Source organism: Burkholderia sp. FERM BP-3421, assembly GCF_028657905.1.
GTDB lineage: Bacteria > Pseudomonadota > Gammaproteobacteria > Burkholderiales > Burkholderiaceae > Burkholderia.
The window spans coordinates 153,643-179,089 of the sequence record NZ_CP117782.1 but is presented as its reverse complement, the minus strand read 5'-3'; the positions used below and the strand labels follow the sequence as shown (position 1 = coordinate 179,089).

At 65.7% G+C, this 25,447-nt stretch carries 28 protein-coding genes and 4 tRNA genes; 13 read left to right on the top strand and 19 right to left on the bottom strand.

The annotated features are described in order from the left end of the window. Window positions 1–52 precede the first annotated feature (52 nt). Window positions 53–619 (bottom strand): transcription elongation factor GreB, encoded by a 567-nt coding sequence (gene greB / locus Bsp3421_RS16995; protein WP_274001786.1) that lies wholly within the window; start codon window positions 617–619, stop codon window positions 53–55. 118 nt (window positions 620–737) lie between these two features. Here greB and Bsp3421_RS16990 point away from each other — a divergent pair. Further along, window positions 738–814 (top strand) — tRNA-Arg (locus Bsp3421_RS16990). Between the two features lie 61 nt (window positions 815–875). Continuing rightward, window positions 876–952: transfer RNA gene (locus Bsp3421_RS16985), tRNA-Arg, on the top strand. Between the two features lie 123 nt (window positions 953–1,075). On the opposite strand, the gene Bsp3421_RS16980 is transcribed toward Bsp3421_RS16985, so the two are convergent. From Bsp3421_RS16980 to Bsp3421_RS16965, 4 genes are all read right to left on the bottom strand, one after another. After that, entirely contained in the window at window positions 1,076–3,442 is a 2,367-nt protein-coding gene (locus Bsp3421_RS16980) for a RelA/SpoT family protein (protein ID WP_274001784.1), read from the bottom strand. A 67-nt stretch (window positions 3,443–3,509) separates the two neighbouring features. Further along, the gene (gene rpoZ / locus Bsp3421_RS16975) at window positions 3,510–3,713 is read right to left on the bottom strand and encodes a DNA-directed RNA polymerase subunit omega (RefSeq protein WP_006025620.1); all 204 of its coding nucleotides are present in this window, start codon (window positions 3,711–3,713) and stop codon (window positions 3,510–3,512) included. Between the two features lie 58 nt (window positions 3,714–3,771). After that, window positions 3,772–4,455: a guanylate kinase gene (gene gmk, locus Bsp3421_RS16970; protein WP_274001781.1), complete on the bottom strand. Its 684-nt coding sequence runs from the start codon at window positions 4,453–4,455 to the stop codon at window positions 3,772–3,774. Between the two features lie 6 nt (window positions 4,456–4,461). Beyond that, on the bottom strand, window positions 4,462–5,385 hold the full coding sequence (locus tag Bsp3421_RS16965; RefSeq protein WP_274001779.1) for a YicC/YloC family endoribonuclease: 924 nt from the start codon (window positions 5,383–5,385) through the stop codon (window positions 4,462–4,464). A 171-nt stretch (window positions 5,386–5,556) separates the two neighbouring features. Between Bsp3421_RS16965 and rph the strand changes: the two genes are divergently transcribed. The 8 genes from rph to Bsp3421_RS16925 all read left to right on the top strand — a co-directional run bounded on the left by rph (window position 5,557) and on the right by Bsp3421_RS16925 (window position 11,443). After that, the gene (rph, locus tag Bsp3421_RS16960) at window positions 5,557–6,288 is read left to right on the top strand and encodes a ribonuclease PH (RefSeq protein ID WP_274001777.1); all 732 of its coding nucleotides are present in this window, start codon (window positions 5,557–5,559) and stop codon (window positions 6,286–6,288) included. Window position 6,289: 1 nt separating this feature from the next. Further along, window positions 6,290–6,916 carry an RdgB/HAM1 family non-canonical purine NTP pyrophosphatase gene (gene rdgB, locus Bsp3421_RS16955; RefSeq protein ID WP_274001775.1) on the top strand — a complete coding sequence of 209 codons (627 nt, stop codon included), beginning with the start codon at window positions 6,290–6,292 and terminating at the stop codon, window positions 6,914–6,916. Continuing rightward, window positions 6,913–8,142 (top strand): radical SAM family heme chaperone HemW, encoded by a 1,230-nt coding sequence (gene hemW / locus Bsp3421_RS16950; RefSeq protein ID WP_274001774.1) that lies wholly within the window; start codon window positions 6,913–6,915, stop codon window positions 8,140–8,142. The genes rdgB and hemW overlap by 4 nt, the downstream gene beginning before the upstream one ends. A 33-nt stretch (window positions 8,143–8,175) precedes the next feature. After that, a tRNA-Ser gene (locus Bsp3421_RS16945) sits at window positions 8,176–8,263 on the top strand. A 204-nt stretch (window positions 8,264–8,467) separates the two neighbouring features. After that, a complete protein-coding gene (locus tag Bsp3421_RS16940) occupies window positions 8,468–8,932 on the top strand; it encodes a GNAT family N-acetyltransferase (protein ID WP_443111559.1) in 465 nt (154 codons plus the stop codon). A 123-nt stretch (window positions 8,933–9,055) separates the two neighbouring features. Next, a complete protein-coding gene (locus Bsp3421_RS16935; RefSeq protein ID WP_274001771.1) occupies window positions 9,056–9,544 on the top strand; it encodes a TonB family protein in 489 nt (162 codons plus the stop codon). A gap of 313 nt (window positions 9,545–9,857) precedes the next feature. After that, window positions 9,858–11,165, top strand: coding sequence for an MFS transporter (locus Bsp3421_RS16930; RefSeq protein ID WP_274001770.1), 1,308 nt, complete (start codon window positions 9,858–9,860; stop codon window positions 11,163–11,165). 98 nt (window positions 11,166–11,263) lie between these two features. Further along, window positions 11,264–11,443: a hypothetical protein gene (locus tag Bsp3421_RS16925; protein ID WP_252985866.1), complete on the top strand. Its 180-nt coding sequence runs from the start codon at window positions 11,264–11,266 to the stop codon at window positions 11,441–11,443. 9 nt (window positions 11,444–11,452) lie between these two features. Here Bsp3421_RS16925 and waaC read toward each other — a convergent pair whose 3' ends face one another. Next, window positions 11,453–12,457: a lipopolysaccharide heptosyltransferase I gene (gene waaC / locus Bsp3421_RS16920; RefSeq protein WP_274001767.1), complete on the bottom strand. Its 1,005-nt coding sequence runs from the start codon at window positions 12,455–12,457 to the stop codon at window positions 11,453–11,455. Between the two features lie 175 nt (window positions 12,458–12,632). Here waaC and Bsp3421_RS16915 point away from each other — a divergent pair, with 175 nt between their 5' ends. Continuing rightward, window positions 12,633–14,096, top strand: a complete 1,464-nt coding sequence (locus Bsp3421_RS16915; RefSeq protein WP_337995304.1) for a chloride channel protein — start codon at window positions 12,633–12,635, stop codon at window positions 14,094–14,096. A gap of 129 nt (window positions 14,097–14,225) precedes the next feature. Here the strand turns inward: Bsp3421_RS16915 and Bsp3421_RS16910 are convergent, their stop codons facing one another. From Bsp3421_RS16910 to Bsp3421_RS16885, 6 genes are all read right to left on the bottom strand, one after another. Then, on the bottom strand, window positions 14,226–14,546 hold the full coding sequence (locus Bsp3421_RS16910) for a YXWGXW repeat-containing protein (RefSeq protein WP_274001765.1): 321 nt from the start codon (window positions 14,544–14,546) through the stop codon (window positions 14,226–14,228). Between the two features lie 178 nt (window positions 14,547–14,724). Then, window positions 14,725–14,979 carry a cell division topological specificity factor MinE gene (gene minE, locus Bsp3421_RS16905; protein ID WP_038714060.1) on the bottom strand — a complete coding sequence of 85 codons (255 nt, stop codon included), beginning with the start codon at window positions 14,977–14,979 and terminating at the stop codon, window positions 14,725–14,727. Window positions 14,980–14,991: 12 nt separating this feature from the next. After that, the gene (gene minD / locus Bsp3421_RS16900; protein ID WP_274001763.1) at window positions 14,992–15,807 is read right to left on the bottom strand and encodes a septum site-determining protein MinD; all 816 of its coding nucleotides are present in this window, start codon (window positions 15,805–15,807) and stop codon (window positions 14,992–14,994) included. A gap of 57 nt (window positions 15,808–15,864) precedes the next feature. Continuing rightward, window positions 15,865–16,644, bottom strand: a complete 780-nt coding sequence (minC, locus tag Bsp3421_RS16895; RefSeq protein WP_274001761.1) for a septum site-determining protein MinC — start codon at window positions 16,642–16,644, stop codon at window positions 15,865–15,867. 115 nt (window positions 16,645–16,759) lie between these two features. After that, window positions 16,760–17,380, bottom strand: a complete 621-nt coding sequence (locus Bsp3421_RS16890; protein ID WP_274004448.1) for a GNAT family N-acetyltransferase — start codon at window positions 17,378–17,380, stop codon at window positions 16,760–16,762. 283 nt (window positions 17,381–17,663) lie between these two features. Next, window positions 17,664–19,076 (bottom strand): CoA transferase, encoded by a 1,413-nt coding sequence (locus Bsp3421_RS16885; protein WP_443111558.1) that lies wholly within the window; start codon window positions 19,074–19,076, stop codon window positions 17,664–17,666. Window positions 19,077–19,418: 342 nt separating this feature from the next. Here Bsp3421_RS16885 and Bsp3421_RS16880 point away from each other — a divergent pair, with 342 nt between their 5' ends. Both Bsp3421_RS16880 and Bsp3421_RS16875 read left to right on the top strand, forming a co-directional pair. Further along, window positions 19,419–19,724 (top strand): hypothetical protein, encoded by a 306-nt coding sequence (locus Bsp3421_RS16880; protein WP_274001757.1) that lies wholly within the window; start codon window positions 19,419–19,421, stop codon window positions 19,722–19,724. 224 nt (window positions 19,725–19,948) lie between these two features. After that, window positions 19,949–20,176 (top strand): hypothetical protein, encoded by a 228-nt coding sequence (locus Bsp3421_RS16875; protein ID WP_274001755.1) that lies wholly within the window; start codon window positions 19,949–19,951, stop codon window positions 20,174–20,176. Window positions 20,177–20,327: 151 nt separating this feature from the next. Here Bsp3421_RS16875 and Bsp3421_RS16870 read toward each other — a convergent pair whose 3' ends face one another. From Bsp3421_RS16870 to serS, 7 genes are all read right to left on the bottom strand, one after another. Then, the gene (locus tag Bsp3421_RS16870) at window positions 20,328–20,879 is read right to left on the bottom strand and encodes a hypothetical protein (protein ID WP_274001754.1); all 552 of its coding nucleotides are present in this window, start codon (window positions 20,877–20,879) and stop codon (window positions 20,328–20,330) included. A 472-nt stretch (window positions 20,880–21,351) separates the two neighbouring features. Then, window positions 21,352–21,621 carry a hypothetical protein gene (locus Bsp3421_RS16865; RefSeq protein ID WP_274001751.1) on the bottom strand — a complete coding sequence of 90 codons (270 nt, stop codon included), beginning with the start codon at window positions 21,619–21,621 and terminating at the stop codon, window positions 21,352–21,354. After that, on the bottom strand, window positions 21,621–22,106 hold the full coding sequence (locus tag Bsp3421_RS16860; protein ID WP_274001749.1) for a DUF2778 domain-containing protein: 486 nt from the start codon (window positions 22,104–22,106) through the stop codon (window positions 21,621–21,623). Before Bsp3421_RS16860 ends, Bsp3421_RS16865 begins: the two co-directional genes overlap by 1 nt. Window positions 22,107–22,190: 84 nt before the next feature. After that, window positions 22,191–22,760 (bottom strand): hypothetical protein, encoded by a 570-nt coding sequence (locus Bsp3421_RS16855; protein ID WP_274001746.1) that lies wholly within the window; start codon window positions 22,758–22,760, stop codon window positions 22,191–22,193. Window positions 22,761–23,114: 354 nt separating this feature from the next. Further along, window positions 23,115–23,696, bottom strand: coding sequence for a recombinase family protein (locus tag Bsp3421_RS16850; protein ID WP_274004446.1), 582 nt, complete (start codon window positions 23,694–23,696; stop codon window positions 23,115–23,117). A gap of 95 nt (window positions 23,697–23,791) precedes the next feature. Beyond that, window positions 23,792–23,882: transfer RNA gene (locus tag Bsp3421_RS16845), tRNA-Ser, on the bottom strand. A 125-nt stretch (window positions 23,883–24,007) separates the two neighbouring features. Continuing rightward, window positions 24,008–25,309, bottom strand: a complete 1,302-nt coding sequence (gene serS / locus Bsp3421_RS16840; RefSeq protein WP_274001745.1) for a serine--tRNA ligase — start codon at window positions 25,307–25,309, stop codon at window positions 24,008–24,010. Window positions 25,310–25,447: the final 138 nt, after the last annotated feature.

The following is a 25,447-nucleotide window of genomic DNA, read 5'->3' as shown; positions in this document are numbered from 1 at the left end:
GAAAGCGCCCCGATGGGGCGCTTTTTTCATGATCGGTCGCACGGCACGCGGTTCAGACCGCCCCGCCCGGCGCCGGATAGCGAACGTCCAGCACGTCGATCGGCTCCGGACCGAGCGGCGTCATCAAGGTGACCGTATCGCCGACACGGGCTTTCAACAATGCACGCGCCACGGGCGAGATCCAGCTCACGCGCCCATGATCGAGGTCGACCTCGTCGACGCCGACGATCGTGATCGTATGGTCCTCGCCGTCCCGCGTCGCATAGTCGACCGTCGCGCCGAAGAACACCTGGTCGGTGCTCTCCTGACGGCTCGCGTCGACGACTTCCGCGAGATCGAGACGCTTCGTGAGAAAGCGGATGCGCCGATCGATCTCGCGCAGACGGCGCTTGCCATAGATGTAGTCGCCGTTCTCCGAACGGTCGCCGTTCGAGGCGGCCCACGATACGAGGCGCACCACCTCCGGACGCTCGACGTCGATCAGTTGCAGCAGTTCGTCGCGCAGGCGCTGGTGCCCGGCGGGCGTGATGTAGTTCTTCGCCCCCGCCGGAATCGCGGGTTGCGCGTGATCGAGGTCGTCGTCGTCCCCGTCCGGCTCCTTCACAAACGCCTTGTTCATACGTACACGGTCAACAGCATGGATGAGGCCTCCAAGAGTACACGAACGGCTTGTCCCAATAAATTGCGAAAGACCACTTCCCTTTTTATTTTCCTTTGCTATAATCTCACTTCTGCGTGCGGCTGTAGCTCAGTTGGATAGAGTACTTGGCTACGAACCAAGGGGTCGTGGGTTCGAATCCTGCCAGCCGCGCCACTTTTCCAAGGGCCTTCTCCCGAGAAGGCCCTTAACAATTCGAAGTAGCACCGCTTTGCGTGCGGCTGTAGCTCAGTTGGATAGAGTACTTGGCTACGAACCAAGGGGTCGTGGGTTCGAATCCTGCCAGCCGCGCCATTTATAAAGGGCCTTCCTCCGGGAAGGCCCTTTTCTTTTGCGCGCCGCCTTCAGGCGCCATGAAAAACGGCAGCCCGCAGGCTGCCGTTCCAATGTTTTCGCGCCGCCTCTCGCGGCAGGCCATCAATAATCCTGGCGCTCCCGGTCGATCCGCATGCCGCCGTCGTGACGCGCATGAACGACGTCGTCGCTCGATCGCTCGCGCATGATCCGCATCACGTCCGGATTGGTCCGCACGCGCCGCATCACGTTGGCCAGATGCACGCGGTCGCTGGCCTGGATCACGAAGCGCAGCACCGTCGACTCGTGAGTCAGATCCTCGTCCATCGCGATGTGCACGATGTTCGCGTCCGCCGACGTGATGTCGGCCGCCACGCGCGCGAAGATCCCCTTCGTGTTCTTCACCAGCACCTTCACCGCGACGTCGAACAGGCGGCCCGGCTGCGGCGCCCATGCGACGTCGATCCAGCGGCCCGGATCGCGGCGGTGGATCCGCTGCGCAACCCGGCAGTCGGTCGTGTGGATCGCCATCCCGAGGCCGATGCCGATATAGCCCATGATGTCGTCGCCCGGAATCGGCCGGCAGCAGGCCGACAACTGCACCGACATACCCTCGGTGCCCGTGATCACGACGGGCGGCGCATGGTGCGCGTGGCGCTCCGCGCGCGGCAGGTCGTCGTCGGCGTCGCGCCCGGTCATCAGCACCTCGATGCGCTTCGCCATCACCGCCGCGACGCGCCGGCCCAGGCCGATATCCGCGAAGATCTCCTGGCGGCTCTTGTTGCCCGTCCACTGCACGAGCTTTTCCCAGACATCGGGCCCGACGTCCGCGAGCGCGAACCCGTAGCCCTTCAGGCTCTGGTCGACGAGCCGCTCGCCGAGCTGCACCGACTCGTTCAGGCGCATCGTCTTCAGATAGTGACGGATCGCCGAGCGCGCCTTGCCGGTGCGCACGAAGCCGAGCCACGCGGGATTCGGCTTCGAGTACGGCGCCGTGATGACCTCGACGATATCGCCGCTCTTCAGCTCGGTGCGCAACGGCAGCAGCTCGTTGTTGATCTTGACGGCCACGCACTGGTTGCCGAGATCGCTGTGGATCGAATACGCGAAATCGAGCGCCGTCGCGCCGCGCGGCAGCGCCATGATCTTCGACTTCGGCGTGAACACGTAGACCGCATCGGGGAACAGGTCGATCTTCACGTGCTCGAGGAATTCGCTCGAATCCCCCGCCTCGCTCTGGATGTCGAGCAAGGACTTCAGCCACTGGTGGGCGCGCGACTGCACGTCGTTCAGGTCGGCGCCGCCGTTCTTGTACAGCCAGTGGGCCGCGACGCCCGCCTCCGCGATCTCGTGCATCTTGCGCGTGCGCACCTGGAACTCGATCGGCGCGCCGAACGGGCCGACGAGCGTGGTGTGCAGCGACTGGTAGCCGTTCACCTTCGGGATCGCGATGTAATCCTTGAACTTGCCCGGCACCGGCTTGTAGAGCGCATGCAGCGCGCCGATGCAGGTGTAGCAGTCGAGCGGATTCTCGACCACCACCCGGAAGCCGTAGACGTCGAGCACCTGCGAGAACGACAGCTGCTTGTCGCGCATCTTCCGGTAGATGCTGTAGATGGTCTTCTCGCGCCCGGTGATCTCCGCTTCGATCTTCGCGTCGCCCATCGCCCGCTGGGCCGCCTCGAGGATCTTGCCGATCACCTCGCGGCGATTGCCGCGCGCGGCCTTGACCGCCTTCTCGAGCGTCGCGTAGCGATGCGGGTTGAAATTCGCGAAGCTCATGTCCTGCAGCTCGCGATAGGTATTGTTCAGACCCAGGCGGTGCGCGATCGGCGCGTAGATGTCGAGCGTTTCGCGCGCGACGCGGCGGCGCTTCTCCATCGGCACGGCGCCGAGCGTGCGCATGTTGTGCAGGCGATCGGCCAGCTTCACGAGGATCACGCGCACGTCGCGCGCCATCGCGAGCAGCATCTTGCGGAAGTTCTCCGCCTGCGCCTCCTCGCGACTGCGGAACTCCATCTTGTCGAGCTTCGAAAGCCCGTCGACCAGCTCCGCGACCTTCGGGCCGAACCGCTCGGCCAGCTCGCTCTTGGTCACGCCCTGGTCTTCCATCACGTCGTGCAGCAGCGCGGCCATGACCGCCTGCGCGTCGAGCTTCCAGCTCGCGCAGATCTCGGCAACGGCAACGGGATGGGTGATGTAGGGCTCGCCGCTCTGGCGATACTGGCCAAGGTGGGCTTCGTCGCTGAAATGGAACGCAGCCTTGACTTCCTTGACCTCTTCCGGGCTCAGATACTCGGCAAGCGCGGCCGTCAGTTTCGCGATCGAAACGACGCCGTGCTTGCGCGGCTGCTCCGGGGTGGCGGTCGGCCCGAACAGATGGCGAAACGACTGTTCGAGGACCGCATCGATGTACTGCCGCGCGGGCGACGTGGCGGCTGCCTCAGCCGGGCTGGCATCCGCGGAGGCGGACGATGGGGTGGTGCTCATATTCGCCTCCTCGGGTTGGCACGTCGGTTGCGCGGGGATTACATGACTGTCGAAATCTGAGTGTGCCTTAAACCGGCACTTTCTTCAGCATCTCGACGCCGACCTGACCGGCCGCGATCTCGCGCAGCGCGACGACCGTCGGCTTGTCGCGGCTTTCGATCTTCGGCGTATGGCCTTGCGCGAGCTGACGCGCACGATAAGTGGCGGCGAGCGCCAGTTCGAAGCGATTCGGGATCTGCTTCAGGCAGTCTTCGACGGTAATGCGAGCCATGTTGGGTTTCCTTCTGAATATGGTTTGTATTCTACCTTATGTCCCTCTGCCCCCGCCGTTACTCGGCGTGAGGCAGATGGATGCCGAGCTCGATGAAAAGTTCGGTGTGCCGCGCATATTGCGACGCGACCCGCAGGCGCGTGGCCGAGACGATGCACTCAAGCTCCGCGAGCGCGCGCTCGAAGTTCTCGTTGATCACCACGTACTCCGCCTCCGACGCATGCGCGATCTCGCTGCCCGCCGCGAGCAGGCGTCGCGTGATCACGTTCGGCGCATCCTGGCCGCGCTTCTTCAGGCGCTCTTCGAGCGCGTCCAGCGACGGCGGGAGAATGAAGATGCCGACCGCGTTGCGGAACTGCTTCTTCACCTGCTGCGCGCCCTGCCAATCGATCTCGAGCAGCACGTCGTGGCCGCTCTTCATCTGCTCCTCGATCCACACGCGCGACGTGCCGTAGTAGTTGCCGTGCACTTCGGCGCTCTCGAGGAATTCGTGCTGCGCGTGGCGCGCGCGGAAATCCTCGACCGTCGTGAAGTGGTAGTGCTGGCCGTCCTGCTCGCCGGGACGCGGCTTGCGCGTCGTGTACGAGATCGACAGGCAGATCTCCGGATCCTTCGCCAGCAGCGCGTTCACCAGCGTGGACTTGCCCGCGCCGGACGGCGCGACCACCATGAACAGGTTGCCGGGATAAGCGCCGGCGTGCAGCGTATGCGCGGCGGCGCCGGCGCGGTTCGTGTCGGTCATGTTGCGTTACTCCAGGTTTTGCACTTGCTCGCGCATCTGCTCGATCAGCAGCTTGAGCGCCATCGAGGCGTCGGCCAGCTCCTTGGCCGCGGCCTTCGAGCCGAGCGTGTTCGCTTCGCGATTCAGTTCCTGCATCATGAAGTCGAGGCGCTTGCCGACCCGGCCGCCCTTCTCGATCACATGACGCGTTTCATTCAGGTGCGCGGTCAGGCGCGACAGTTCCTCGGCGATGTCGATGCGGATCCCGTACATCGTCACTTCCTGGCGGATCCGCTCGGCGGCTTCCTCGCGCGACACGAGCGGCATGCTGCCTTCCGGCGCCGCGAGACCGAGCGCCTCCTGCAGGCGCTCGACGATCTTCTGCTGATGCTTCGCGATCAGCTCCGGCACGAGCGGCGTGATGCGCGCGACGATCGCCTCCATCTCGACGACGTTCGCGAGCAGCATCGACGCAAGCTGCGCGCCCTCGCGCGAGCGCACCACCACCAGCTCGTTGATCGCCTCCTTGCCGCAGGCCAGCACCGCATCGCGCAGCGTGTCGGCCGACACGCCGCTCTCGGCGAGCACGCCGGGCCAACGCAGGATCTCGCCCGCACGCATGCGGCCGACGCCCGGAAACGCATCGAGCACCGCGCGCTCGAGTTCGGCCAGCTGGCCCAGCGCGGTCTGGTTCAACGCGCCCGCGTTGGCGCTCTGGTCGCCGCGCTGCAGGTTGATGCGCACGTCGACCTTGCCGCGCGACAGCTTGTTCATCAACATCTCGCGCAGCGACGGCTCACACACGCGCACATCGTCCGGCATGCGGAAATTCAGGTCGAGGAAGCGCGAATTCACCGTGCGCAGTTCCACCGACACACTGGTACCGCCATTGCCTGAAGCCGCCACGAGTTCGCGCGTAGCGTTCGCATAGCCCGTCATGCTGTAGATCATGGTTCGTCTCGCCGTAGGATTGGCCGGCCCGGCCTGGGAATTCGAGGCGCCCGGCGCTTGAGGGGCGCGGGGCGTTAAACGCGTATTATCCCATTTTTGGCCGCGCCCCTTGCGCCGGCCGTCGCGCCGTTCGGCGTAAAATCACGGTTTCCCCCCAGCGCATTGGTTCCCATGACGAATTCCCCTTCCCGGCCGAGCGGCCGCCGCGTCGATCAGCTGCGCGACGTGCGCATCACGCGCCACTATACGAAACACGCCGAAGGCTCGGTGCTCGTCGAGTTCGGCGACACCAAGGTGATCTGCACGGCGAGCGTCGCCGAGCGCGTACCCGAATTCCTGCGCGATCGCGGCCAGGGCTGGCTGACCGCCGAATACGGCATGCTGCCGCGCGCGACGCACACGCGCAGCGACCGCGAGGCGGCGCGCGGCAAGCAGACCGGCCGCACCCAGGAAATCCAGCGCCTGATCGGCCGCGCGCTGCGCGCGGTGTTCGATCTCGAGGCGCTCGGCCCGCGCACGCTGCATCTCGACTGCGACGTGATCCAGGCCGACGGCGGCACGCGCACGGCGAGCATCACCGGCGCGTTCGTCGCCGCGCACGACGCGGTCTCGTCGCTGCTCGCGGCCGGCAAGCTCACGCGCTCGCCGATCACCGACTACGTCGCGGCGATCTCGGTCGGCGTGTTCAACGGCACGCCGCTGCTCGACCTCGATTACGCAGAGGATTCACGCTGCGACACCGACATGAACGTGGTGATGACGGGCGCGGGCGGTTTCGTCGAGGTGCAGGGCACCGCCGAAGGCACGCCATTCTCGCGCGCCGAGATGAACACGCTGCTCGATCTCGCCCAACAGGGGATCGAATCGCTGGTGCGCCTGCAGAAGCAGGCGCTGGGTGTCTGACATGTCGATCGCATTCGACGACGCCGCACCGCGCCGCATCGTGCTCGCGTCGAACAACCCGGGCAAGCTGCGCGAATTCGCCGCGCTGTTCGCGACGGCCGGCATCGAGATCGTCCCGCAGGGCGAACTCGACGTGCCGGAGGCCGACGAGCCCTATCCGACCTTCATCGAGAATGCGTTGACGAAGGCGCGCCATGCGTCCCGCCTGACCGGCCTGCCCGCGATCGCGGACGACTCCGGCCTGTGCGTGCGCGCCCTGCGCGGCGCGCCGGGCGTGTATTCGGCGCGCTATGCGCAGCGCGCCGGGCTCGACAAGGGCGACGCCGCCAACAACGCGCACCTGGTCGCGCAACTGCAGGGCGTCGCCGATCGCCGCGCGTACTACTGCTGCGTGCTGGCCCTCGTGCGCCACCCGGACGATCCCGAACCGCTGTTCGCCGAGGGCCGCTGGCACGGCGAGATCGTCGACGCGCCGCGCGGCGCGCACGGCTTCGGCTACGATCCGCACTTCCTCGTGCCCGCGCTCGGCGCGACGGCCGCCGAACTCGAGCCGGCCGTCAAGAACGCGCAGAGCCATCGCGCGCTCGCGCTGCGCACGCTGCTCGCGCGGCTCGGAGACGCGTCGTGAGCCAGGCTGCCGCCAACGGCGCGCGCATCGTCGCGACCTTCGCATCGCCGGGGCGCGTGCACCTGACCTCGCTGCCGCCGCTCGCGCTCTACGTGCATTTCCCGTGGTGCGTGCGCAAGTGCCCCTACTGCGACTTCAATTCGCACGAGTGGCAAGGCGACGCGTTCCCGGAAAACGACTATCTCGACGCGCTGCGCGCGGATCTCGAACAGGCGCTGCCGCTCGTCTGGGGGCGCCAGGTGCATACGATCTTCATCGGCGGCGGCACGCCGAGCCTCTTGTCCGCGGCGGGGCTCGACCGGCTGCTGTCGGACGTGCGCGCGCTGCTGCCGCTCGACGCCGACGCGGAAATCACGCTCGAGGCGAATCCCGGCACGTTCGAGGCCGCGCGCTTCGCGCAATACCGCACGAGCGGCGTGAACCGGCTGTCGATCGGCATCCAGAGCTTCAACGGCGAGCACCTGAAGGCGCTCGGCCGGATCCACGACAGCGCGCAGGCGCGCGCGGCCGTGGAGGTCGCGGCGCGCACCTTCGACAACTTCAATCTCGACCTGATGTTCGCGCTGCCGAACCAGACGCTCGACCAGTGCCGCGCCGACATCGAGACCGCGCTGTCGTTCGCGCCGCCGCACCTGTCGCTGTATCACCTGACGCTCGAACCGAACACGCTGTTCGCGAAGTTCCCGCCCACCGTGCCCGACGACGACGCGTCCGCCGACATGCAGGACTGGATCCACGAACGCACGGCCGAAGCGGGCTACGGGCGCTACGAGGTGTCCGCTTACGCGCGCCCGAACCGGCAGTGCAAGCACAACCTGAACTACTGGCGTTTCGGCGACTACCTCGGGATCGGCGCGGGTGCGCACACCAAGCTGTCGTTCCCGAACCGGATCCTGCGGCAGGCGCGCTACAAGCACCCGGGCACCTTCATCGAGCAGGTGAAGGCCGGCGCGCCGGTGCAGGAAGAGCGCGAGGTGGGCCCGCGCGACCTGCCGTTCGAGTTCATGCTGAACACGCTGCGGCTCGTCGAGGGCTTTCCGGTGCACAGCTTCGCCGAGCGCACCGGGATGCCGATGGCGAAGATCGAACCCGCGCTGCGCGAGGCGGAGCAGCGCGGGCTGATCACGCGCAGCCACGAGCGGATCGCGCCGACCGCGCTCGGCCAGCGCTTCCTGAACGACCTGCAGGCGCTGTTCCTGCGCGACGCGCAAGCGGATCGCGCATGACGGGGCCGGCATTTCGGTTACAATGCCGGCCGTGGAAGCGTGGCCGAGCGGTTTAAGGCACTGGTCTTGAAAACCAGCGACGGGCAACTGTCCGTGAGTTCGAATCTCACCGCTTCCGCCAGCAGATCCCGCCCAGGCGGGATTTTTCTTTTCCGGCGCGCCCGCACCGTATCGGCGCGCCGCCGGGCTGCCTCCGCCCTCGCCCGCCGGCGAACCGGACGCCCCCTCGCCCCCCGCGAGATCCCCCGCGCGATTGCGGAATACGCCGCCCACCCGCACAATGGGCGCGCCTGCTCCCGACCCCGCGCTCCCCGCTCCGCCCATCATGTCCGATCTCATCTTCCGCCGCGCCACGCGCGACGACCTGCCCGCGATCGTCGCGCTTCTCGCCGACGACGCGCTCGGCAGCCAACGCGAATCCACCCGCCTGCCGCTCGATGCGCGCTACCTCGCCGCGTTCGGCGAGATCGAGGCCGATGCGAACCAGCAGCTCGTCGTCGCGGTCGCCGACAACATCGTGATCGGCACCTTGCAGTTGTCGTTCATCCCCGGCATCGCGCGCCTCGGCGCCTGGCGCGGACAGATCGAGGCGGTCCGGATCGCGTCGTCGCAGCGCGGCGCCGGCCTCGGCGAACGGCTGCTCGAATGGGCCGTCGCCGCCTGCCGGGCGCGCGGCTGCGACCTCGTCCAGCTGACCACCGACAAGCAGCGGCACGACGCGCATCGCTTCTACGAGCGGCTCGGTTTCGTCGCGAGCCACGAAGGCTACAAGCTCGCGTTGCGCGGCTGACCCCGCGCCGTCGCGGTCCGTGCGCCGCGCCGCGTGCAACAGATCGTTTGTCCCGATGCGCGCGCACGCGCGGCTGCCTATGATGAAAACGGCAATCTGCCGGTTCATCGACGAGCGTCGATCATGAGTGCCCCTGCCCGCTTTCTCGCCCTGCTCCGCCGGGCGCTGCCGCTGTCCATCGCCGCGCTGCTCGTTGCCTGCACGATCACGCCTCCGCCGCCCGACATGCTGATCCTGACGCCCACCCCGGTGCCCGACGGCAACGTCGCCCAGTATCGGCTCGCGGTCGCGCATCGCATCGCCGAGCGCAATCCGTCGCGCATCCTGCACGGCACGCCGCAGGCGATGCTGCGCTCGCTGGTCGTCGTGTCGTTCACCGTCGACCGCGTCGGTCACGTGATCCACGCGTCGGTCTATCGCAGCAACGGCGACGACGAGGCGGAAAGCATCGCGCTCGCGACGCTGCACGCGGCCGCGCCGCTGCCGCCGCCACCGTCCCGCCTGCTGGACGGCCGCGGTGAGCTGGAGATGATGGAATGCTGGCTGTTCAACGACAACGGCCAGTTCCAGTTGCGCACCACCGCCGTCGCCCAGGCGCAGACGCTCGATTGACGCGGCGCCATTGCTGCGCCGCGACGGGCATCGTTATAATTTCCGCCACCTGCTTCCGGCCTTCGGCCTCGCTTGGACGGCGCACCTATCCGGCACGCCCCACAACGCATCCACACCACGGCCGCGTCACGCGCGCGGCCGCCATCGGGTACGCCGCACCTCGCGCGCCCGGTTCCCGCAGCATCGCCGCCGTCCGCGAAACGGCGGCCGCCCGACCCGGCGCCTTGCACGACCCAACACAATGACGCGGCCCGGCCGCCGCCCGACGGGCGGATCGCAACGGCCCCGCGACGCGCTACCACCGGAGACACGCATGTCCGCTTCGCCTTCCTCCGTCGCCGCCGATGCCGGCGCGCCCCCCACCGTCAGTCACCGGCGGATCGTCTTCGCGAGCTTCATCGGCACCGCGATCGAGTTCTACGATTTCTACGTGTATGCGACCGCCGCCGCGCTCGTGATCGGTCCGGTGTTCTTCCCGCACGGTTCCGCGACCGCGCAGGCGTTGTCCGCGTTCGTCACGTTCGGGATCGCGTTCATCGCGCGGCCGATCGGGTCGTTCCTGTTCGGCCACTTCGGCGACCGGATCGGCCGCAAGTCGACGCTCGTCGCATCGCTGCTGGTGATGGGGATCTCGACCACGGCGATCGGCCTCGTGCCCGGCTACGATGCGATCGGCACGCTCGCGCCGGTGCTGCTGTGCGTGCTGCGCTTCGGCCAGGGGATCGGGCTCGGCGGCGAATGGGGCGGCGCGGCCCTCCTCGCGACCGAGCACGCGCCCGCGGGCAAGCGCGGCTGGTTCGGGATGTTCCCGCAGCTCGGGCCGTCGATCGGCTTCCTGGCCTCGAACGGCCTGTTCTTCGCGCTCGCGCTCTCGCTGTCGGACGAGCAGTTCCGCAGCTGGGGCTGGCGCATCCCGTTCCTCGTCAGCGCGGTGCTCGTGGCCGTGGGCCTGTACGTGCGCCTCAAGATCGCCGAAACCCCGGCCTTCCAGGCCGCGCTCGAGCGACAGGAACGCGTGCGCATGCCGATCGCCACGCTCATCACCCGCCATTGGCAGCCGACGCTGCTCGGCGCGCTCGCGATGGTCGTCTGCTACACGCTGTTCTATATCTCGACGGTGTTCTCGCTGTCGTACGGCGTCTCGACGCTGCATTTCTCGCGCCAGAGCTTCCTCGGCCTGCTGTGCTTCGCGGTGCTGTTCATGGCGCTCGCGACGCCGCTGTCCGCCTGGGCCGCCGATCGCTTCGGCCGCCGGCCGGTGCTGATCGTCGGCGCGCTCGCCGCGCTGCTGTCGGGCTTCACGATGGCGCCGCTGCTCGGCAGCGGCTCGATGCCGCTCGTCGCGCTGTTCCTGACGATCGAGCTGTTCCTGATGGGCGTCACGTTCGCACCGATGGGCGCGCTGCTGCCGGAGTTGTTCCCCACCCATGTCCGCTATACGGGGGCGGGCGTCGCCTACAACCTCGGCGGCATCCTCGGCGCCTCGATCGCGCCGTACATCGCGCAGTTGCTCGCCGCGCGCGGCGGTCTGGCCTGGGTCGGCGGCTATGTGTCGGTCGCGGCGCTCGTGAGCCTGATCGGCGTCCTGCTGATGCGCGAGACCCGCGACACTCGGCTGTGACAGATAGGGGCTGACCCGCGCTAGGCGGGCCATGCCGGCCCGCCTATACTCGACGCGTGGGGCCGCCCCGGCGGCCCGGCTGCGGACAGGAGCCCCCGATGCGCATCCATCTCCAGAATTCCGACGTCGTCCTGATCATCGCGCTCGCGCTGGGCTGCGCACTGCTGCTCGCCGTGCGCTTCAGACCGAAGACCTGGATCGGCGTGGTGGGCGAGGCGCTGCTTGCGAACGTCGCCGCGATCGCCGCCGTGCTCGCGATCGAAGCGCTGCTCGCCTGAGCCGCGCCGCTAGAACGCCGCCATCCGGTAGCGCACCAGATTCGGCTCCGGCCGCACCTGCGCAATCGCATCCAGCACATCGTCGACGCTCGGCATCACGCCCGTCTCGCCGATCGACAGCGAATGCGGCGCGCCGGCGATCCCGCAGTGATGGCGTGAAGTGGCGACGAAGATCATCACCGTCGGCCGCTTGAACGCATGCGCCATGTGCACGAACCCCGTATCGACGCCGACCACCAGCGCCGCACCCGCAATACGCGCTGCCAGCTCGGTCACCGACTGGCGCGGCATCACCTCGGCTCCCGGCGCACGCAGCGCGATCCGCTGGGCCTCCTCGTGCTCGCTCGCGGATCCCCACGGCAACAGCACGCGCATGCCGCCCGCGAGCCGCTCGCGCGCCAGCTCCGCCCAGTCGCCGGTCGGCCAGCGCTTGTCGTCGTTCGAGGTCGCGTGAAAGAACAGCGCATACGGGCGCGCCGCATCCGGCTCGACCTGCGCGGCGTCGTCGAGCGTCGGCGGCACGAGCCAATAGTCGGCCGGCCCCTGCGGTTCGTAGCCCAGCGCCTCGCCCGCGCTCACGCGCATGCCGTGCCACGCGTCGCACGCGGGCCGCGGACCGAAGCGGCCGCTGTACGCGAACATCGCGCCGCGCTCGCCGAGATCGGGATTCCGATAACCATACCGCTCCCGGGCCCGCGCGAGAAACGCAATAATTGCGCTTTTATATACGCCGTGCAGATCAATCACGGCATCGTAACGATACCGGCGCAACTCGCCGATCGATTCCGCGATCGCCTTCAGGTCGGCCACGCTGCGGGCCTTCTTGAAACGGCGCAGCGGCGCGCACAGCACGCGGCTCACGCCGGCGCTCCAGCGCACCACGTCGGCGCATGACTCGTCGACCGCCCAATCCACCTCCACCCCTGGAAACGCCCGGTGGAGATCCGCGACCACCGGCAGTGTTTGCACGACGTCGCCGAGCGACGTGACCTTCACGATGAGAATGCGTTTCATTTGGTAGTCGAATCTCCTCGCCTTTAGTTTGCTATTCTAAATACACAAACCACGACATACATTACGGAAGAATTACATTTTGACGAGATAGCAATTTTTTCCCGTCGCTCACCTTTCATCCCGTCGGGATCGCGCGGACTCCCTATAATTGGGCCTTTGCCTCACCCGCTTCGCCATGCCACGCCCGTCACGCTTCCCCTCCCTCACGCGCCATACGCAGCGCATCTGGCGCCAGTACGGCGTGTTCTGGCTCGGTGCGATCGCCGTCGGGCTCGCGGCCGTGATGTACGCCCGCCTCATCGATTGGGGCTACGACACCTTCCGCACACTGCAGCACCGCTACGTCTGGCTGCCCCTGATCCTCACGCCGGCCATCGCCGCCAGCGCGGTCTGGCTCACGCGGCGCTTCTTCCGGGGCGCGGAGGGCAGCGGCATCCCGCAGGTCATCGCGACGCTGCACGCGCGCCCGAGCGCGTTCGGCGCGCGGCTGCTCACGCTGCGCATCCTGTTCGGCAAGATCCTGGTGTCGTTCCTCGGCATCCTCGGCGGCTTCACGATCGGCCGAGAAGGGCCGACCGTGCAGATCGGCGCCGCGCTGATGTTCAACCTGCGCCGCTTCTATCCGCGCTCGAACGCGCAGATCGAACGGCAGCTGGTGCTTGCCGGCGCGGCAGCCGGGCTGTCGGCCGCCTTCAACACGCCGCTCGCCGGCATCGTGTTCGCGATCGAGGAACTCACGCGCAGCTTCTCCGCACGCGCGAGCGGCGTGCTGATCACCGCGATCATCATCGCGGGCGTGATCGCGCTCGGCCTGAACGGCAACTACACCTACTTCGGCACGATCGACATCGGCCAGCACTTCCCGAAGCTGCTCGCGCTCGCCGTGCTGATCACCGCGCTCGTCACGGGCATCGCGGGCGGCCTGTTCGGCTGGCTGCTGCTCAATACGAGCCGCTGGCTGCCGCCGCGCCTGCTCGCGCTCTACCGCGAGCATCCGATCACGTTCGCGGCCGGCTGCGGCTTCGTGATCGCGGTGGTCGGCCTGGTCTCGGGCGGCACGACCTTCGGCAGCGGCTACGCGGAAGCGCGCGGGCTGCTCGACGGACGCGAGCAGCTGTCCGCGCTTTATCCGTTCCTGAAGATGGTGTCGATGGTCGCGTCCTACCTGCCGGGGATCCCGGGCGGGATCTTCGCGCCGTCGTTGTCGATCGGCGCGGGCTTCGGCAACCTGCTGCACAGCGTGTTCAGCGACATGCACCTGCCGGTGCTGATCGCGCTCGCGATGGTCGGCTATCTCGCGGCGGTCACGCAGTCGCCGATCACCTCGTTCGTGATCGTGATGGAGATGATCAATGGTCATGCGCTCGTGATCTCGCTGATGGCGACCGCGCTGATTGCAAGCCGCGTGTCGCGCCTGTTCGTGCCGCCGTTGTACGAATCGCTCGCCGAGCGCTACCTGAAACCGGCGACGCCCGCCGCGCCCGCCACCGCCGCGGCCATCACGCCCGCTGCAAGCGCGATCACCACGCCGGAAGACGCCGGCTCCGCCCCCGCCGATCCGCTCGACACGCTGCGCTCGGACGATGCGCCCATGCCGGATGCGCCGACGCGCGCGGACGACGACGCGCCCGCGCGCTGAAGCGGGTTCAATAGATCACCACGGGCGCGGGCCGGTAGTAGGCCGGCCGCGCCGGCACCACGACACAGCCGGCGAGCGTCACGACGACCAGCGCGAGCGCGAACAGAGTGCGTTTCATCGTTGCGCTCCTCAGGCCCAGTGGCCCTTCACGTAGACCCAGCTCGGCCCGCGCGGCGCCCAGTGGCCCGCGACCCAGTGCATGCCGACGCGCTCGGCCTGCCAGTGCCCCGCGACCCACACGTAGTGGCCGCGCTCCCAGTTCCAGTGGCCGCGATCCCACACGTAGCCGACGCGCGGCTCGGGCACGATCTCGTAGCGAACGGGGGGCGGCGCGCTCGGCGCGACGATCAGGACTTCAGCCGCCTGCGAGGCGAGCGGCGCGGCGGCCACCCAGGCTCCCGCGACGGCGATGATCAGGGGTGCTGCGACTTGACGAAGAGAGATAGTCATCACGACCTCCGGTGAGTTGTTCGAATACGCGACGAGAGCGTATCCGTTCAATGCGCGAAGGCGTGTAACGGTCGACAGGCGCCGTATTACGGCGATCCTGAAAGTGCAACAGCGCGTAATGAAGCGCTTGAAAGACGCGCGCGGCGGACCAGCCGCCGCGCGGGGGGGAACTCCGGTATCAGGCCTGCGGAATCTCGATCTTGACCTCGAGCACCTCGAGATCGTCCTGACGTTCGAGGCTCACGCGGATGTCATCGTTCGAAATCTTCACATACTTCGAGATGACCGCGACGAGTTCCTTCTGCAGCGCGGGCAGGTAGTCGGCGGGCGGGCGGCCGCCCACGCGTTCGTGCGCGATGATCAGCTGCAGACGCTCCTTGGCCACCGACGCGGACTTCTTCTTCTCACCGAGCAAAAAAGACAGAATTGACATCGCGCGCCTCCGTTACTTGTTGCCGAAGAGGCGCTGCAGCAGGCCTGGCTTCTGGTAGTCGGTGAAACGCAGCGGCTTGTCCTCGCCGAGGAAGCGCGAGACGATGTCCTTGTACGCTTCCGCGACGTCGGTTCCTTCGAGATGCACGGCGGGCAGGCCCTGGTTCGACGCGTGCAGCACGGCTTCCGATTCGGGCACGACGCCGATCAGCTTGATGCGCAGAATCTCGCTGATGTCTTCCAGCGACAGCATCTCGCCCTCGCTCACGCGCTTCGGGCTGTAGCGGGTGATCAGGAGGTGCTCCTTGATCGGCTCGCCGCCTTCCGTCGCGCGCTTCGTCTTCGACGACAGGATGCCGAGGATGCGGTCCGAATCGCGCACCGACGACACTTCCGGGTTCGTGACGACGAGCGCCTCGTCGGCGAAATACATCGCGTGCAGCGCACCCGATTCGATGCCCGCCGGCGAGTCGCACACGATGTACTCGAAGCCCATCCCGATCAGGTCGTTGATGACCTTCTCGACGCCCTCGCGCGTGAGCGCATCCTTGTCGCGGGTCTGCGACGCGGGCAGGATGAACAGGTTCTCGCACTTCTTGTCCTTGATGAGCGCCTGGTTCAGGTTCGCTTCGCCCTGGATCACGTTGACGAGGTCGTACACCACGCGGCGCTCGCACCCCATGATGAGGTCGAGGTTGCGCAAGCCGACGTCGAAGTCGATCACGGCCGTCTTGTTGCCGCGCAGCGCCAGCCCCGAAGCAAAGCTCGCGCTGGTGGTCGTCTTGCCCACGCCGCCCTTGCCCGAAGTCACCACGATGATTTTTGCCATTTACCCTACCCTGTTTCGTCAAATGAGGTCCGATCGATCCGCTGCCGCGCGCCGCGCTCAGGTCAGGCGCAGCGGTTCGATCATCAGTTTTTCCTGTTCGAGCCGGATCTGCACCGATTTGCCGAGCACATCGGCCGGCAGAGGGTTCTCGGTGGTTCGATAGATACCCGCGATCGAAATGAGTTCCGGCTCCAGACACGTGCAGAAGATGCGCGCGTCGTGATTGCCGTGCACGCCGGCCAGCGCGCGGCCGCGCAGCGGCGCGTAGACGTGGATGTTGCCTTCCGCGATCACCTCGGCGCCGTAGCTGACCGGCGCGAGCACCACCAGGTCGCCCTTCGCGTAGATCTGCTGCCCCGAGCGCAGCGGCTTGTCGATCACGAGTGTCGCCCCCGACGGCGCCGCGGCCACGACCACGGCCGGTTCCGGCCGCGCCGGCTCCCCCGACGACGCCGCTTCCGCCGCCGCCGGCTTCGCGTCCGCCGCCTCCTCGCCGCCCGCCTTCGCCGTCGGCGCGCGCTTGTCGCGCGCTTCCAGCAGCGGCAGCCCCGCCTGCGCCGCCCAGGCATGCTGACCCGCCTGCGCGACCACGCCGATCGGGCGCATCCGCACGTCGTTCAGCATCTGGCGCAGGTCCGCGAGCGGCACGCGCTCGTGGTCGGCGAGCCGGCGCACGTCGATCGCGACGACATCATCGGCGAAAAATTCCGGCGTCGCTTCGAAGCGCTTGACCAGCTCGCTGCGCAACGCATCGAGATCGGTGGTTTTCACGATGAACAGCAACGTGTCGACCGAGCCGCTGCGTAGCTCAAAGAATGGCGATTTTTTAAGCGACATGGACGTTCTGCAAAAAATTTTTGCGTATTTTACAGGCGTCCACGCCGGCAGCCATTTTTTTCGGGAAGGGGCGCCCGGCAGCGGGCGCGAGGGACGCCGCCAGGACGGCAGCGGGTCATTTGAAAAGCCGCCACACGAACAGCGACTTCATCGCGCCCGGAATGCGCGTGATCGGCGCACGCTCGCCGGTGTAACCGAACCCCACGTGCTCGTAGAAACGGATCGCGCTGCGGTTCTGGTCGGCGATCCACGCGTAGATCTCGGTCGCGCCGCGCTCGGCCAGCCACGTGCGCGCGGTGTCGACGAGCAGCACCCCGCCGCGCAGGTGCCGCACCGCATGGGCGACCCACAGCTCGCTGACGAACGCGCGATGCTCGGGCGTGTTGTCGAAGTAAGCGCCGATCATCCCCGCCGGATGCCCTTCGGTGTACAGCAGGAACATCGTCGATTGATCGGAGGTCGCGCGCTGGCCCGCGATCGACGCGGCCACCTCCGCGTCGACAGACAATTCGGCACCCGGCGTTTCGCCGGATGCATAGGGCTCCCGCAGCGACGACGCGCGGAGTTCGCGATACACGACGCCCTGGTCGGCGGTGATACGACGAACGGTCAAAGTCGAACTCATGCAGGCACAGCCCCCTTCGGACAGCAAGCCATTAGCTTCAACCGAAAGCGGGGCATGAGTCAAATCGTTATTTTCAAACGCCGGGGTGCAACACACCCCGCGCAGACTAATGCGGAATCGATGCGGCGCGTGGGCGCCGCCGTGCGCGATTCGTCAGCGGAATTCCGCATGCGCCGGTATGCGCACCGGCAGCGTGCGCGCTCGGCGCGCACGGACGTTCGCATGGGATCAATTCGATCCGCGAGGCGCGACGCCATGTGCAAGTCGACCAATACGCACCGTCATTGATTTGCTGCTTCGCAGCATGCCAATGCGGGCGGCCCAGCGTGCATCGGCGCAACATCGGCAAGGCTCGTTCGCATGCCTCGTTCGTCTCGAACGAGGCATGCGCATCTCACCACGTGGCCGGCGACCAACCCAGTTCGCGAGCCGGGTACGCCCATTGCATCGGCGCGCCCGACACCGCGAGCGGCGACACGATGCGCCGCGCATCGCCCCAGCTCGTCGCCTCGATGCCGGCGGCCAGGTCGGCAGGCACACCGGGCGCGAGCAAGGGCCGCTCCTGTGATTGCAGGCCCGTGGACACCAGCAGCGCCGCGGTTCTCGCCAGCGATGCGCGCACCCGGCTGCCGCGCCCCGTCGCAAGACGACGCACCAGCGCGCGCACCACCGCCGCGGCCATCAGGTAGCCGGTGCCATGATCGAGCGCCTGCACCGGCAGCGGCACCGGACGGTCCGCGCCCTTCTCGCGCATGCCCGTTTCGGCGATGCCCGTGCTCATCTGCACCAGGCTGTCGAAACCCCGGCGGCCTTGCCATGCGCCGCTCCAGCCGTACGCATCGAGCGACACGTCGATCAGCGACGGATTGATCCGGCGGCGCTCGTCGGCGTCGAAACCGAGCCCCGCGAGCGCCGTGGGTCGGTAGCCGTGCACCATCACATCCGCCTCGCCGATCAGCCGGCGCAACAGCGCGCGGCCGTCGGCCGATTTCAGATCGACGCGCGCGCAGCGCTTGCCGAGCACGACGTCGGGCACGACGTTCGGCTCGTCCCAGAACAGCGGATCGATGCGGAGCACCTGCGCGCCGAATCCGGCGAGCGCGCGCGTCGCGACCGGCCCCGCGAGCACGCGCGTCAGGTCCAGCACGCGCACGCCCTGCAACGGCCGCGCGGCCGGCGCCGTCCAGTCCGGTCGACGGCCGTCGACCTCGACCGCATCGTGGATCAGCAGCGGCTCGGCGCGCACCGCGATGCCCTGCGGATGACGCGCCCACGCCTCTTGCGTGCGCATCACGGCCGCGCAGCCGTACTGATCGAGCACAGCCTGTTCGAGCGCGTCGCCCTGCCATCGCGCAACGGCCCGCGCGACCGCCTCGCGCTCCGGCGCGACGCCGAGCACCGCAAGCGCCGCGTCGCGGTGGTGCGGCGCGTTGGTGTGCAGTCGGATCCAGCCGTCGGCCGTCGGGTAGTCGCCCGCGACCGCATCCCAGGTCGGCGGCAGCGCCCAGCCCTGCGGCCGCAGCGAGACGCCGAACCATTGCGACGCATGGCGGCGATTCACTTCGACGACGGGCGGCGCGCCGCCCGCCTGCCGTACGAGTTCCGCGATCGCCAGGCCGACCGCGCCGATTGCCGCCGACGCCAAGTCGGTCACGTTGAACAGCGACGGCAAGACGCCCTCGCCGACGAGACTCAACGCGCCGAGGTCGTCGGGATCTCCATTCAGTGCGCGCCAGATGTCGCTTAGGTAGGCAGCCACGTTCACTTCGCCGGGCTGCGACAAGGTCAGATTCTCAGACATGCTCATTTCCCTCCGGACAAGTCGATCCGAGGTTATTCCCCGCCGACTTCGAGCGTCAATCTTGATTCAGGGAATCAAGTCCGATTAATTAGCGGCATGTCTGCATGGAATGATTCGAGGCGATTTCGGTGTGCTATTTCGAAGTTGATTGATGGAATCAAGATTGCCGGCGCGGAATCGGTCGAGCGATCATGGCGCCGGAATGCGGCGGCGCCTCGATCGCGTCTCCCGCGCCTCCATCTTCGACCACGCGCGAGAACCATGCGACGATGCATTCGCCCCGTTCGCACCGAGTAGGTATGGCGAAACGCGAAACCGCCGAATACGTCCTGGATCTCTTTCACTCGCATGGATGATTGGCTTGCTGCCGACGTGGTCGCACAGCCAACTCGTGTCATTGCAGGCACCTCATGGTCGATGAGCAAGAACAGCCACGCACGGAATGCAGGCAACGAAGAAGCACGTCATGGCCGCATCGTCGCATCGGATGGTTTTGCGTCGATTCATCCGCTGCGACACCGGCGATATATTCAGGAACCCAAATATACTCATCCCTTCCGATGCTTTGCTTTTCACATCGACAATCAAACACCAGAATCCCCCGACACTCACATCAAACAATCCATCGCGATAAAAAAACCACTTATTTCATGAAAAACAAATTCCAATAAATAATCAAAAACCACCATAAATCGCAGTCCAAATTTATCAGGCGATCTCTACCATTGATTCCGGGCGCTTTCCCGGCAAGTCGAAACGACAGCGGCATCTCATCCCGCCGTCGAATTCCGGAAAGGCCACCCTTCCCTTACCTCCATCCAGATAGAGGCAACGCCATGGCAATTACTGTGACGAACAAATCGGCAGAAGATGTCCAGGTGTCCATCAGCACCTGGGGCAATCACGGCGACCCGAATCCGTACCCGGTCAAGACCGGGGTCACGGAAAGCTGGGACCGCAAGGACCCGCGCGGCTTCGTGCTGTACCTGCAGAAAGGGGCGACGGCGCAGCCGTACTACGTACAGGCCGGCGCAGCAATCGTGTTCTTCTCCTTCCAGGAGGTCACGGACAACGGCGAGCCGATCCACCCGGTGAGTGCGCCGTAAACGCCTGGGTGCAAACGTCCCGCGCCGCCTGCCGTCCGGCGCGGGCGTCGAAGGCCGCGGATCAGAAGGGATCCCAATTCCCGGCGGCCCGCCGGCACGACGGACTGAATCTGCCATCGATCGCCCGTCCCCAGACCATCGACACCATTGTTCAACTGCAAGCTTCCATTCCCAACACGCCGGTCTGAAGCGTGACGCGTCCACGGTCCTTGATGAACGATAGGCTGAAGGCGCGGATACGTTGACCGTATACGCATCGGTCGCGCATCCGCTTCGCCACGAAATTGAATTCCGACACGCACCGCGCTACAGGAAACGTCGAAGACGCACGCAACGCATCCAGGCTGTGATCGCGGCCTGGATGGTAAAGATAGGTCGAATCATGCGCGGTCTTGAATGCGCCGAATATATCCGGGTGCTGGCTCAGGAATGTTGCGACGGCCCGCGCACGCGCCGGCCCTCCGGATGCACCCACGAGCAACTCCGACAACGTCACGATGTTCGTACTGAGCGAAAAATCCGCTGCGGCATAGGTTGCGAATCCGTCGGGAGACGGAAACGGGCCCCAGAATGCCGCATCCAGTTGTTTGACTTCCGCGGACGTAAGACACGAAGAAGACAACGATCCCGCGCAGGCGGGCGCGCTGGCCGCCCAAACCATCAACGACACGGCAAAAAACCGCCACGCCTCGACGATCGGCATCTTCCTTCTTTCGAACGGCAACATCATCGTTTCGCGCGTCGTTCCTGTCGCATTTCAAGCCGCGCCTCGTATTCGAGAAGACAAATCTGCAAGCCATTCGGCAGGCGCTCCCAGATCGCGAGATACAACGGGTGCTTCCAGAGCGGCCGACGTGGCTTGCGCACTCGGGCTGGACGCTGCGGATGCGATCCATCCTCATGCCGTCGTCCAGTAGGTAGTTCACATCGAGACCGACACCGACCCGGTGCAATACGCTGCCGATCATCAGCCGCCAACCGCTACTCAGATGGATTTCATCAATCCGCGCATCGACGGCCGCCTTGAACGCGGCATAGTAGCAAAGCGGCGACACACGCCCGACAAACTCGATCAGGTTTGGCGTTTCTTCCTGATTGGATGAGCGGTCGGACAGCATCGAAGGGGCGTACTGAGGTGCTGTTGCCCCTTCAGGTGCAACAGCTGTAGGGCGTTCCTATGCGCGCCGTCGGCGCTCGATGACTCGATTCGCGATCCAAACCAGTAGCGCTGCGACCACGAATGATCCCGCGATGATGACGAGCAAGCCTATTGCTTCGATGTCATCGGCATGGGCGATCGTGTCGATACCGATGGCTCGCATGACGGCCGTAATCGTCGCAGGGAGTGGCGAAAATTCGTATGGAAGCTGGTCTATCCAGCGGGACAGCGCGTATCCGATCGCGAGTGTTGCGAGCGCGTTAAGGGCGTACCGCGTGACTTTCATTACCGTACCTCGATGATTGCGTATGCCTTCATCCCGGAGCCGGGAATTGGAATCGTTGCGCCTTGCGCGCGCAAGGTGGCTGCGAGCTTATTGAAACCCGGGATGCTCGTCAGTGTAATGCACCCTTCGCTACGGCCTTGTGGTCCGATAGGGTGTAGGCGAAAGGCCCCGCGATGAACGCCCTGAATAATCGTCTCGTCATCGATTTTCCCGTCGTCACGGTAGAGCGCGAACCATTGGCTGCGGTTCGTCCCATAGCCATATTCGCGAGCGAAGTCATAAAGCCAGCCCATGCGCCCGCCCGATTGCCGATCGACCACGTAGTATCGACCGGGCGGCAGCGGCCCATTGTCGAGGTGTGAAACGGCCTCAGGCTTGTTCCTGTCTTGCGGCATCCCGGAGAACGCCGCGAAGGCTCCTATGCCAGGGCATTGTAGGGTGGATAGTGACGCACCATTTAGGGCGAACGTGCAGATGGTTGGCATGGCCGGCTCTCTCGGATGTTGTAGCCGCACCGTACCAAAGCCTTCTTGTACGCCATACCCGTATTCTTTACAGGTAGCGGTAACTCATAGTTTGCTGTGAAAGCAATAGCTAACGAGGTCCGGGATGGTTTCGAACGTGCGCCGTAGCATCTCCGTTACGTCGCCGTTCTGCAGTTTGTAATCGTCGGTAGCGTGGGCGAGCCGCTGCCCAGCGAAATCACAGGTGCCAATCCATGCACGTCTCACGGTCTCGGGATCCGGAACGAGCTCAACGATTGACGGATCAAGTTTTCGCAGGAATGTGTCGTCTGCACGTTGAAAGCATTCGATTCCGATATCGCTCGACCTACGCTCTTTTTCGGTGATGGTTTCCAGGCGCGACGGCGAGCCTTTACTTTTCAGCCCCATGAATTCCAATAGGAACCGCGAATGTATAGCGCCCATGCACCAAATCGGCTGTGCGTAGCCCAAAAGTAGCTCGTGCCGCACCTCAGGCTCGGCGCCTGCGATATGGATTTCCACCGGAGTAAACAAGTCGCGCTTCGCCGCTAAGTCCAACGCGGATAACCTGGCCTTCACTCCTTGAACGTGAAAAGGAATAATCGTGTGCTGCATGTGCAGTAATAGGTCTTTTTTTGTCAGTTGTTTGGCCATAGTCGGACTGTCGTTGTCTTCTGAGTTCTGAAATCCTCGCCATCAGCTGGCCAGCCTATTTGGCTGGCGACCCGAAGAATCTTGTCGAGCGGCAAATCTTGTCCATACTGGGCCACCCGATCTGGCGCTACCCATTTGATCTAGTCCAGCCTTTTACATTCAAAGGCATTCTGCGTCTAGCGTTAGGAGTGTCCGACCGAGAGCGGAGAGGCTTAGGGCGACGGCCGCATAGCGGAGTCGTGGCGCTTGTCGCGCGGCTCAGCGCGGCCCGTCGGACCGAGTAGCGAGTCGCACCGATGCGCCAGGTCGGAGGCAGTGTCGCTTGCCTCCCTTCCCCTCTCTGCAAAGCCGCCTTTACTGGCGGTATGCAGGCTGCCGATATGGATTAGCGCGAAGGATCGCGCGCTTGATGCTGGATATGTGAACACTGTGCTCATGCGCTAGCGCAGTGAGCGTGTATTGCCCAGTGCGCCATTGGTACACGACACGGCGCTCGTCCTCGGCTTTGAGGCTTCGTGGGCGGCCCAGGCGGACCCCGCGCACCTTGGCGGCTTCCATGCCGCTTATCGTCCTCTCGCGGATCATTTCCCGTTCGAATTCGGCGAACGCGCCTAGCATCTGGAGCATCAGCCGCCCGGATGCGGTGTTGGTGTCGATGTGTTCGGTAAGGCTCTCAAAGCTCGCCCCTCGGTCTGCTAGGCGATCGATGATGGTGAGGAGATGCTTGAGCGATCGCGCAACGCGATCGAGCTTGTAGACGACCAGGACGTCGCCGCGCTTGAGATTTCGGAGGAGTTTGTCTAGGACGGGGCGACGGGTGCTTGCACCTGATCGCTTTTCTTCGTGAACTGCATCGACGCCGGCCTTCGTCAATGCGTCGATCTGTGCGCGTGTCTCCTGTTCCTGCGTGGAGACTCTTGCGTAACCGATTCTCATTGGATGTAAAAAAACGTCAGATTCTTCCACAGAATCTGACGTTTCTTTGTGAACAATTTCGAACAAGCCTGCCACATCGAAAAAGTTCGTTTTCTTGGCGGAGAGGGTGGGATTCGAACCCACGGTACGGGGAAACCGTACGCCTGATTTCGAGTCAGGTACATTCGACCACTCTGCCACCTCTCCTTTTTACTGCATTCCCGGCTGGTCATTTCCGGGCAAGCAAAGATTATAGAACGATCTCGGCTCAACTTCCAAGCCCTTTTTGCAAAATTCTCACAAGGGCTTCCGGAACATGCCGGCGCGCAAACTCACGACGCCTGGCGGGGCGCGTCGATGCGCTCCAGGCCGCCCATGTACGGACGCAGCGCGACCGGCACCGTCACCGAACCGTCGGCGTTCTGGCAGTTCTCCAGCACCGCGACGAGCGTCCGGCCGACCGCCAGCCCCGAGCCGTTCAGCGTATGGACGAGCTCCGGCTTGCCCTGCGCGTTGCGATAGCGCGCCTGCATCCGGCGCGCCTGGAACGCCTCGGTGTTCGAGCAGCTCGAAATCTCGCGATAGGTGTTCTGCGCCGGCAGCCAGACTTCGAGATCGAAGGTTTTCGACGCCGCGAAACCCATGTCGCCCGTGCACAGCGCCATCACGCGGTACGGCAGCTCGAGCTTCTGCAGGATCGCCTCCGCGTGGCCGACCATCTCGTCGAGCGCCGCGTACGACGTCTCCGGCGTGACGACCTGCACCATCTCGACCTTGTCGAACTGGTGCTGCCGGATCATGCCGCGCGTGTCGCGGCCATACGAGCCCGCCTCCGAGCGGAAGCACGGCGAATGCGCGGTGAGCTTGATCGGCAGCGCCTGCGCGTCGACGATCGAGTCGCGCACCGTGTTCGTCAGCGAGATCTCGGAGGTCGAGATCAGGTATTGCGTGACCGTGTTCTCGCCGCCGCCCTTCTCGACGCGGAACATGTCGTCCGCGAACTTCGGCAGCTGGCCGGTGCCGTACAGCACTTCCGGATTCACGATGTACGGCGTGTAGGTTTCGCTGTAGCCGTGCTGCTGCGTGTGGGTGTCGATCATGAACTGCGCGAGCGCGCGATGCAGGCGCGCGATCGGGCCGCGCAGCATCGTGAAGCGCGCCCCCGACAGCTTCGCGCCCGTCTCGAAATCGAGGCCGAGCGGCGTGCCGACGTCGACGTGATCCTTCACCTCGAAATCGAACTGCCGCGGCGTGCCCCAGCGACGGGCCTCGACGTTCCCCGCCTCGTCCTTGCCCACCGGCACGCTGTCGTGCGGCAGGTTCGGCATGCCGAGCATCAGCTCGGACAGGCGCGCCTGGATGTCCTCGAGCTGCACCGCCGAGGCCTTCATCTCGTCGCCGATGCCGCCCACTTCCGCCATCACCGCCGACGTATCCTCGCCTCGCCCCTTCAGCGCGCCGATCTGCTTAGACAGGCTGTTGCGGCGGGCCTGCAGCTCTTCGGTACGGGTCTGGATCGCGCGGCGTTCCGCTTCAAGTGCGGAAAACGCAGCGACGTCGAGGGTGTAGCCGCGATCGGCGAGGCGTTTCGCTACGCCGTCGAGGTCTTTGCGCAGCAACTGGATGTCGAGCATGGGAGGACAGGAAAAATCGTTGTATGAAACGAGGATTCTAACGCACCGCGGCCCCGTCACGGCGGTCGCCCGTTGCGGGGCCGCTCGGCCCGTACGCGCCGGCGCATGTCAAGATGACGGCGCGCGGCCGCGCGCCGC

Excerpts from the sequence above, each read along its gene's own strand:
- serS (WP_274001745.1), bottom strand. The coding sequence starts at position 25,309 with ATGCTCGACATCCAGTTGCTGCGCAAAGACCTCGACGGCGTAGCGAAA.
- Bsp3421_RS16925 (WP_252985866.1), top strand. The coding sequence starts at position 11,264 with ATGCGCATCCATCTCCAGAATTCCGACGTCGTCCTGATCATCGCGCTC.
- gmk (WP_274001781.1), bottom strand. The coding sequence starts at position 4,455 with ATGACCGACACGAACCGCGCCGGCGCCGCCGCGCATACGCTGCACGCC.
- minC (WP_274001761.1), bottom strand. The coding sequence starts at position 16,644 with ATGTCGCTTAAAAAATCGCCATTCTTTGAGCTACGCAGCGGCTCGGTC.
- Bsp3421_RS16850 (WP_274004446.1), bottom strand. The coding sequence starts at position 23,696 with ATGAGAATCGGTTACGCAAGAGTCTCCACGCAGGAACAGGAGACACGC.
- rpoZ (WP_006025620.1), bottom strand. The coding sequence starts at position 3,713 with ATGGCTCGCATTACCGTCGAAGACTGCCTGAAGCAGATCCCGAATCGC.
- Bsp3421_RS16855 (WP_274001746.1), bottom strand. The coding sequence starts at position 22,760 with ATGGCCAAACAACTGACAAAAAAAGACCTATTACTGCACATGCAGCAC.
- Bsp3421_RS16865 (WP_274001751.1), bottom strand. The coding sequence starts at position 21,621 with ATGAAAGTCACGCGGTACGCCCTTAACGCGCTCGCAACACTCGCGATC.
- Bsp3421_RS16940 (WP_443111559.1), top strand. The coding sequence starts at position 8,468 with ATGTCCGATCTCATCTTCCGCCGCGCCACGCGCGACGACCTGCCCGCG.
- minD (WP_274001763.1), bottom strand. The coding sequence starts at position 15,807 with ATGGCAAAAATCATCGTGGTGACTTCGGGCAAGGGCGGCGTGGGCAAG.
- Bsp3421_RS16870 (WP_274001754.1), bottom strand. The coding sequence starts at position 20,879 with ATGCCGATCGTCGAGGCGTGGCGGTTTTTTGCCGTGTCGTTGATGGTT.
- rph (WP_274001777.1), top strand. The coding sequence starts at position 5,557 with ATGACGAATTCCCCTTCCCGGCCGAGCGGCCGCCGCGTCGATCAGCTG.
- Bsp3421_RS16915 (WP_337995304.1), top strand. The coding sequence starts at position 12,633 with ATGCCACGCCCGTCACGCTTCCCCTCCCTCACGCGCCATACGCAGCGC.
- Bsp3421_RS16935 (WP_274001771.1), top strand. The coding sequence starts at position 9,056 with ATGAGTGCCCCTGCCCGCTTTCTCGCCCTGCTCCGCCGGGCGCTGCCG.
- Bsp3421_RS16965 (WP_274001779.1), bottom strand. The coding sequence starts at position 5,385 with ATGATCTACAGCATGACGGGCTATGCGAACGCTACGCGCGAACTCGTG.
- rdgB (WP_274001775.1), top strand. The coding sequence starts at position 6,290 with ATGTCGATCGCATTCGACGACGCCGCACCGCGCCGCATCGTGCTCGCG.
- Bsp3421_RS16880 (WP_274001757.1), top strand. The coding sequence starts at position 19,419 with ATGGATGATTGGCTTGCTGCCGACGTGGTCGCACAGCCAACTCGTGTC.
- Bsp3421_RS16930 (WP_274001770.1), top strand. The coding sequence starts at position 9,858 with ATGTCCGCTTCGCCTTCCTCCGTCGCCGCCGATGCCGGCGCGCCCCCC.
- waaC (WP_274001767.1), bottom strand. The coding sequence starts at position 12,457 with ATGAAACGCATTCTCATCGTGAAGGTCACGTCGCTCGGCGACGTCGTG.
- Bsp3421_RS16860 (WP_274001749.1), bottom strand. The coding sequence starts at position 22,106 with ATGCCAACCATCTGCACGTTCGCCCTAAATGGTGCGTCACTATCCACC.
- Bsp3421_RS16910 (WP_274001765.1), bottom strand. The coding sequence starts at position 14,546 with ATGACTATCTCTCTTCGTCAAGTCGCAGCACCCCTGATCATCGCCGTC.
- greB (WP_274001786.1), bottom strand. The coding sequence starts at position 619 with ATGAACAAGGCGTTTGTGAAGGAGCCGGACGGGGACGACGACGACCTC.
- Bsp3421_RS16885 (WP_443111558.1), bottom strand. The coding sequence starts at position 19,076 with ATGAGCATGTCTGAGAATCTGACCTTGTCGCAGCCCGGCGAAGTGAAC.
- Bsp3421_RS16980 (WP_274001784.1), bottom strand. The coding sequence starts at position 3,442 with ATGAGCACCACCCCATCGTCCGCCTCCGCGGATGCCAGCCCGGCTGAG.
- minE (WP_038714060.1), bottom strand. The coding sequence starts at position 14,979 with ATGTCAATTCTGTCTTTTTTGCTCGGTGAGAAGAAGAAGTCCGCGTCG.